Consider the following 6,896-nt stretch of genomic DNA (forward strand, 5'->3'; position numbering starts at 1 on the left):
AACTGCACTTTGGCACATTCGATGCCGGTGGAGCAGGAGCCACCCACCTCATCCGCTCCGGGCCGTCTGCGTGGCCAGTTGACAGGGGGGGCAGGGGCCTGTGCTGCAACAACACTGAGGTCCGGAATGAGCCCGTTAATTGTATTTGGGCAAAGCGGACTTCGTGAACCAATAGCTCCATTGAACGCAAAGTGATTTTCCTAGATGTGTTGGAACAGGGGAGGCTAGCATGGAACACGTAGAGTATTCGTCAGGTCAGTATCCAATTCAGCATCGCAAGGGCGAGGTAGAGCGCCTGAAAGCCCAAGACACTGCTTTGTCGGAATCGACAATAAGGCTGCTTAAATCCATTGGTGTGGCCTCGGGGTGGAAATGTCTAGACCTAGCCTGCGGCCCCGAAGGTATTACACATTATCTCCTTGAACTCGTTGGCTCCAGCGGTCACGTCACAGGACTTGATGGTGACGAAGAATTTCTCGCGATAGCGCGCGCCGACGCGCCCGATAATTGCGAGTTCATTTTGGGCGACGCATATGCAACTGGTCTTCCGGAAAAAACATTCGATCTGGTGCATATCCGATTCTTGGCAAGCACCGCGGGGAGTCCAGAGCAGCTTGTTGGCGAGGCAGTTCGACTGGTAGCACCTGGAGGCGTAGTGGCCATACAAGAAGCAGATTTTCACACGCTTATGTGCTATCCAGAACATCCGGCTTGGCGCGAACTGGCAGACATATTTGTCGCGTGCTTTCCTGACGGCAGCGGCGATCCCATCGCACATCGGCTATATCGGCTTCTGATGCGCGCCGGTCTCGAGGATGTTTGTTACAATCCGGTCCTCATTGGTACGCGTGCGCAGGATGCTTGGCGGGACTACATGCCATCAACCGTCGAGTCGATGAAAAAAAGGATTATTGATGATTTGGGTGTGCCAAAGGCTCATCTGGAAAAGTTGATCGCTGACGTCAGAGAGCATTTATCTCACCCAGAAACTGTATGGACATTCAATAGCGTGATTCAAACATGGGGTCGGATGCCAAGCACATAATATTTAACCAAACGGCGGCTTTGTCCGCTCTTGAGACCTTGGCCGTTATCGAAATCGAGCAAGTGCAGCGAACGGCGGTTATGCGGGCTGCGCTGCGGCGGTGAGGGTCACGATGAATGACTGGTAACGGCCCGAGCCTCGCCTCCAAGTCTGCGCGTCAGTTCCGGAAAATGCGAAATGCGCCCGCACCGGCATCCCAGAGGTCCAAAAGCCGGGCGTAGAAATGCTCCCGCGCGACGAAGGGGCTCTGTCCAAGTCCGGCAAGTTCCATCTCGAGTGTATCGATCAGACGAAGAAGGCGGCGGCGGTGAACGCTAAGGCGACTCTGAACAGGGTCGGCAAACACACCTGCGAACGCGGCGAAAACCGATCCGATCATAACAAGCCCCGCCATGGTGACGGTGGTAAGCCAGGGCGATGCGCCCGTCGGGAAAAAACCGTACCAAATCCCGCCAATTGTCTGACCCAGCGGAAACTCCGTGATGGCATTGGTGCTTGCCATAGCATCAGCAACGCCCGGCGCCATCGAGATCATGCCCGGTGTTAGCGCCTGAAAGACCAGTGCACCAACAATAAGCGCACAGAGCACAGTAGTCATCTCGGCAACGGCAGACCGAGTTGCTGCATACTCGGAAATCGCGCCCGCCATTCGATGGCTGAGAGCCTCCGCATCGGCCGCGCTTTCACGTTTTCGGATCACTTCGCGAAACTTCGGTGCAGCAAGGATGGCGCGCGAAAGCGCGTCCGGACTACGAGCCGCAGCCCCTTGCGCCAACGACAGTTGCAGAAGATCGGTCACGATGTAGGCCTCGACCCTGCGCGCCACAGTGGTGCGCAACAGGATACGCCGCGAGGCCAGCCACTCCGAGCCACCACGCCACCGGGCACGGCCGCAAAGGTACGCCGCGATCCGCGTCAGCACCAGGATCGGCGACAGCACCACATTCATCGGGGCGCGCAGAATGTCCCATCCGAGTGCCGACCGGTGAAGGAGAAGTGTTCCGGGCCAGGTGAAATGCCTTGCCACAAACACATCCACCTCAGCCCGCCGGTCCGTAAAGTATTCACGGACTTTCGGACGGACAACATTATCGACTTCCACGGTGGGGTTCGATAGCGACCTCATGGCGGTGACCCGCGATCCCTGTCTTGTTGTGCAAGAAACGTCTTATACTGATTCACGGAGTAGCATGCCAGTCGGTTAACTACACACTTCATATCCTATCAAGTGAGCATTGCTGCAAGAGCGTTGACAAGGCTTTATTGTTCACCAGTCCGTTAATGCTTTTACTTCTTCGAACAGCACTTTTTAGGCATTGCTGACACTCAGCACTCAAAATGCTGCTCTGTGCACGAATGGCGGCATTCAGGAAGTCGACTAGTAACATCTGAAAAAATGTCGAATGTCGGTAAAGCGCCGTTCACCAAGATGCCCTCGATTTGGCTAAATGCTCGGTAATTTACGAACTCATGGCCGCTTGTACATAGGCTGTTATCTAGCGGCGCCATGAGACAAAATTGGAAATTGGTGGATATCGTGGCCGAAATGCTTGCTTATATGCTGCCCTCTCGCGCAAGTTGAGATCATGCCTATAAAAGAAAAATTTGCCATTAGTGACGTTCGCATTCCGATCAAACGGAGAAAAACTCTGGATCCCGCCAAAGTCGAACGCATCGCGTACGATATAATGGAAAACGGCCAAACCACGCCCATACGCCTGCGCGCCGATAAAGGCGGCGGTTACATTCTTGTTGAAGGATATCACCGGCTTGAGGCTTTGCGCGCTATTGGTGAAGTTGAAGTCGAAGGATTTCTGGTTCACGCTCAGCTACACTGAATGTATCCAAATTGCAGGTTTCATCCTGAAAACCTAACCAATTGATACGCTGAGCGCGAAAGTCCGTTCTGAGGAAGCCGTACCGCAGCGCAAGATCAAGTGATGAGCGGCAGAATTGGCCGATCGGTAAATACGGTACATGTCGCGACGACCGTTCCGAAACCTTCGATTTTTAGGTGGAACTCGCCAAAAAAATGAACGCTTGAGCAGCACGACGATGGTTAGGATTGGAAGGTGTTCAAGCAGCGACTTTCCTTCTAAGGTCGCCAACGTCTCATCCAGAGGGTTTCAACGTGGCGAACTCAATCATTGAAGAAGATCTGACAATTGAAGGCAATCTCAACTCAAGTGCGGGAGGCATCGAGATCAAAGGGCAAGTGGTTGGCGACGTTAGCGCTGAGACAATCACTGTTCAAATTGGCGGATCGGTCGACGGTGCATTGTCAGCCAAGAAGATCATTATTGATGGCAAGCACCAGGGAAGTCTGAAATGCGACGATCTGAAGATTGCATCGACTGCACAAATTCAAGCTGATGTAGCGGCCAAGACGATGGCAACTGAAAGCGGAGCGAAGGTTGTAGGCAAAGTTAACATCGCGGGCGGGCAGTAGGGCCCGCCTGCCGATAACCAGTCGCACGGTTACAGATCAGACATGTGTGATGCCTGGTATTGAGTAAATCTATTGAGCCACGATGCGTATCTTCAGGGAAATTGCCCAGCAAACTGCTTGTCCGTCGGATGACCCGATTGTGTAGGTTGGCTGGTTCACTTTCGGTATTCTGACAGACCGAGCTCGTCCCACATCCAGCTGAAATCATAGTCTGCAACAGGAGAGCCGGTCTGGCGCGCGCTGCGGTTTTCGATTGTCTTCAGCCAGTCGATGACTTTCTTCCTGCCCGCCGTGCTGAGAACGGCCTGGCGCGGGGTCTTGCCATCCAGGGCCGGGATCGGCTGATCAAGCGTATCGCGGTAGTGATGGTCGAGATGTTCGTGGGCAATCTGACGGGCCAGGGCAGGGGGGATGTCCTCTTTTTCTGTCACTCCGTCACCCGGGCTGTCATCCGCCATCATCTGTGCAACGGTCTGGATTGATGTCAGCGGTGACTTCACCAGATCCCCCAGGAGGTCCCGGACCACGGCCTCGCCGCGTTCGGCGCGCGCCGCAGAGTTTACAGAAAGCGTGAGTGTTTTGCCTTTCAGGTTCAGGGACCCAAGCACGGAGGCCCCTGACATTGATCTGTCCAATACGAGGCCAGTGCCGTGCTTGTTGCCAGACGGGGTGTCGACGTCAAGCCAGGTCCAGTCATTCCGACCTGAGACCACCAGTTCTGTTGATTGGGACAGTTTTTGCGAGACCTGGCTTTGCGTCACCTTACTGGCGAGGGGGAAGCGCATCTCGTGAAAGAGCAGGTCGTCGCCATCGCTGTTGCTGATTTGTGGTGGTTCCGGGTCCAGCAAGTTCGGTAAATGTGCGAAGAGCCAGGCATTGGTAAAGAGGGGTGCAGAGCGGTGTAGCTGATCCTGTGTCAGTCTCAGCTCATCGTCGGGGTTCAATTTCAGGACCGTCCGAAGCCCATCCTCAAACAGCGCAACGGTGTCCGGCTCGAAGGGGAGCAGAGCCCCCGAGATCACATAGTGATCGCCCTGCGTGACAACCCGGGCGGCGATGCGATCCCACCGCTGCAGCATCTGCGTTGCACTGTGTTCCCGGACGGTGACCGGCTCTGCGTCCGAAAGCACGTCGCGCAATACCATGGATTTGCCGGGGTCTATCTCGCTCACCTCATAAAGGCTGACCGGCGCGTCCCGCAATCCTTTGATATAGGCGCGGGTCTGCGCACTCTCCCTGGAGCCGCTCCCGTTCAGATAGGCATCTGCAGCGTTTTCGGCGTCCGGTCCGAATGTCCTGCCCAGCAAGTCTTCCAGGCCGCCACCCCACAGGACCATTGGCCAATCCTCGCCCAGCAAGTCGCCCAGATCCTCGAAATCGAGATCAAATCCTTCGAGACTTGGCAGAAAATGCTCGTCCAAAACATCCGCGAGCCGCGCGTGCCAAATCTCGTCACGGGTGACAAACCCGATGAGCCCACCAAGATCGTTCCCCGTTGCCATCTTCAGCTTCTCCCTGTTCGCCGGACAGAGGTGATCTAGCGCAGATTGCAACCGCCAGCCAGACCACAAGCTTGTGCAGAACTGCGTCACATGGATGGTCTCGTCGCGGCGAATGCTATTTCTTTGGCTCCCGCCCAAAAAGCTCCGCAAAAAGTGCTTCGGAGCGGCGCAGGCCTTCATCTGTCAGCACCACCGACTTTGCCTTCCCAACCGGGTCCAGGATCAGACCTTTTTGATGCAGGCGGTCAAGCGCGTCCCAGTCAAAACCTTTCCACGCGCGGCACTCGTCATGCAGCGTCAACCAGAGAAGCGCCAGGACAGCCTCATCCACCTTGTCCTCATCTATGTCCATAGTCACAGCGGACGCGACAAGGGCCGGGCTCGTCAACCCTGATCCGGCGAATAGAGGGAATGCAAAGATCTTCAGCTCGCGTATGGTGCGATCGGATCGATAAGGCCGGGTGAAACCCGTGCCGCCTCACATCACGGGTATGAATCGCTCGCGAAGAACAGATATCGCAATGTCATTGGACAGCTGGGCTGTGCCAAGAAATACTGGGAGCATGGAGCTGACAGACACCACACCTGTCCACCTGATCCATGTGGACCCGGGCGTCAACATGGCACGGTTCTACGGAATAGAGTTGCAGCCGACGCTGTTCGGGGAAGTGTCCGTGTTTCGTACCTGGGGACGTATTGGCACAAACGGGCAAGCCATGATGGTGACGTATAATGACGAAGCCCAGGCTGCTGACGCGCTCCATAAACTTGAAAGACAAAAACGTCGCCGAGGCTATGTTCCGGTCGGAGCATAGGCGTTTGCTCCCATGGCTAGATGATGCGAGCTATTCAATGGAATGGCATACAGCGAGGCGTCTGTGAACGCACCGCATCGGTGGTTCTTCCAAAATGGCAAGACAACGCGACAGATGCCAAACCAGCGTGATATTGTTCAGGGCTTGTTGCTATCGATCCAGCGGGACATCAGAGTGCGATCCCGAAAGCACTCGTCCGGAACCGGACTGCGCTTGATCCGCGCGATGCGTTCCGCGAAAGCCACCTGCTTGGAGCTTGGCCGGGTATCGCGAACGCGAGGTGCTGATCTCTGCGTGTTGATCCATTGGCTCATCGCACGTCGATCTTGCTGGATTTCCCAAGGCAAAACGACGTTTTGTTGTTCTGCCAACTTGCGTGCATAGGCAAGTTGCTTGGCCGTTGCAGGCAGTGCTGTCTGTGTTTCTGAACAGGCAGATCCGGACATGGTTTCTTCCCTTTGGCAGCGTAGCCAAAGAATAGAACAAAAGGGGTTCAAAAGCAAGTATATTGTGGGCTCTTAACATTCGAATACTAAATATGGTGTTTCTTTCGATGGAAGGTAACACGCGTGTTTTTGTTTTCTGATAAGACCACGCAAATGGTGAATTGAGACCCGCGCGGGGCGTGCGGCTCACATTGATCAATTGACAGGGCAGGGGATCGACGCGCTAAAGCGCGCTCACCCCAACCCTGACACTACACTTACCGGTTCTGGACCAGTTTATGACGTGAAGGTCAGGGTCATCTGACGTTCTGCATTATTGGCAAATCCCGAGCCTGTCGGCTCGTGAGCGGACTCTAGGTTCCAGCCGACATATCGGCTTCCACCCAGAACACCCCAGCATGATCTTCCTGACGCAGTAGCCCCTGAACCGTCTCTTGCGATCCAGGGCAGGGGCTTTGGGTCATGGTCGGTCCATGCCGCGGTGATCTGCCCTCCGGGTTTCGATCCCTTTTGCGCTCCCGCAGGATCGAAGATCCATTGGCCTTTTTTGTTGGTCAGGCGGGATTTGGACAAGCCAAACGCCCCCCGACGTCAGGGGGAAGGCGCGGCCTCCCCCCTCGGACAAGACAAATAGACAAG

At 55.3% G+C, this 6,896-nt stretch carries 9 protein-coding genes; 4 read left to right on the forward strand and 5 right to left on the reverse strand.

The window, feature by feature from the left end; genetic code table 11:
* Positions 1-229 precede the first annotated feature (229 nt).
* The gene (locus GOX66_RS24970; RefSeq protein WP_170766550.1) at positions 230-1,045 is read left to right on the forward strand and encodes a class I SAM-dependent methyltransferase; all 816 of its coding nucleotides are present in this window, start codon (positions 230-232) and stop codon (positions 1,043-1,045) included.
* Between the two features lie 157 nt (positions 1,046-1,202).
* On the opposite strand, the gene GOX66_RS24975 is transcribed toward GOX66_RS24970, so the two are convergent.
* Complete coding sequence (locus GOX66_RS24975) at positions 1,203-2,171, reverse strand: DUF6635 family protein (protein ID WP_170766552.1); 969 nt, start codon at positions 2,169-2,171, stop codon at positions 1,203-1,205.
* Positions 2,172-2,631: 460 nt separating this feature from the next.
* Between GOX66_RS24975 and GOX66_RS24980 the strand changes: the two genes are divergently transcribed.
* A complete protein-coding gene (locus tag GOX66_RS24980; protein WP_170766554.1) occupies positions 2,632-2,883 on the forward strand; it encodes a ParB N-terminal domain-containing protein in 252 nt (83 codons plus the stop codon).
* A gap of 293 nt (positions 2,884-3,176) precedes the next feature.
* Entirely contained in the window at positions 3,177-3,494 is a 318-nt protein-coding gene (locus GOX66_RS24985; protein ID WP_170766556.1) for a polymer-forming cytoskeletal protein, read from the forward strand.
* Positions 3,495-3,649: 155 nt separating this feature from the next.
* Here GOX66_RS24985 and GOX66_RS24990 read toward each other — a convergent pair whose 3' ends face one another.
* Positions 3,650-4,996 carry a DUF7986 domain-containing protein gene (locus GOX66_RS24990; RefSeq protein WP_170766557.1) on the reverse strand — a complete coding sequence of 449 codons (1,347 nt, stop codon included), beginning with the start codon at positions 4,994-4,996 and terminating at the stop codon, positions 3,650-3,652.
* A 115-nt stretch (positions 4,997-5,111) separates the two neighbouring features.
* The gene (locus GOX66_RS24995) at positions 5,112-5,384 is read right to left on the reverse strand and encodes a DUF6429 family protein (protein ID WP_237212779.1); all 273 of its coding nucleotides are present in this window, start codon (positions 5,382-5,384) and stop codon (positions 5,112-5,114) included.
* Positions 5,385-5,559: 175 nt separating this feature from the next.
* Between GOX66_RS24995 and GOX66_RS25000 the strand changes: the two genes are divergently transcribed.
* Entirely contained in the window at positions 5,560-5,811 is a 252-nt protein-coding gene (locus tag GOX66_RS25000; protein ID WP_170766559.1) for a WGR domain-containing protein, read from the forward strand.
* 137 nt (positions 5,812-5,948) lie between these two features.
* Here GOX66_RS25000 and GOX66_RS25005 read toward each other — a convergent pair whose 3' ends face one another.
* Entirely contained in the window at positions 5,949-6,257 is a 309-nt protein-coding gene (locus GOX66_RS25005) for a hypothetical protein (RefSeq protein WP_170766562.1), read from the reverse strand.
* Positions 6,258-6,533: 276 nt separating this feature from the next.
* Positions 6,534-6,830 (reverse strand): hypothetical protein, encoded by a 297-nt coding sequence (locus tag GOX66_RS25010; protein ID WP_170766564.1) that lies wholly within the window; start codon positions 6,828-6,830, stop codon positions 6,534-6,536.
* Between the last annotated feature and the right edge of the window lie 66 nt (positions 6,831-6,896).

Origin of the sequence: Ruegeria lacuscaerulensis, assembly GCF_013031245.1 — a bacterium.
Classification (GTDB): Bacteria; Pseudomonadota; Alphaproteobacteria; order Rhodobacterales; family Rhodobacteraceae; genus Ruegeria; species Ruegeria lacuscaerulensis_C.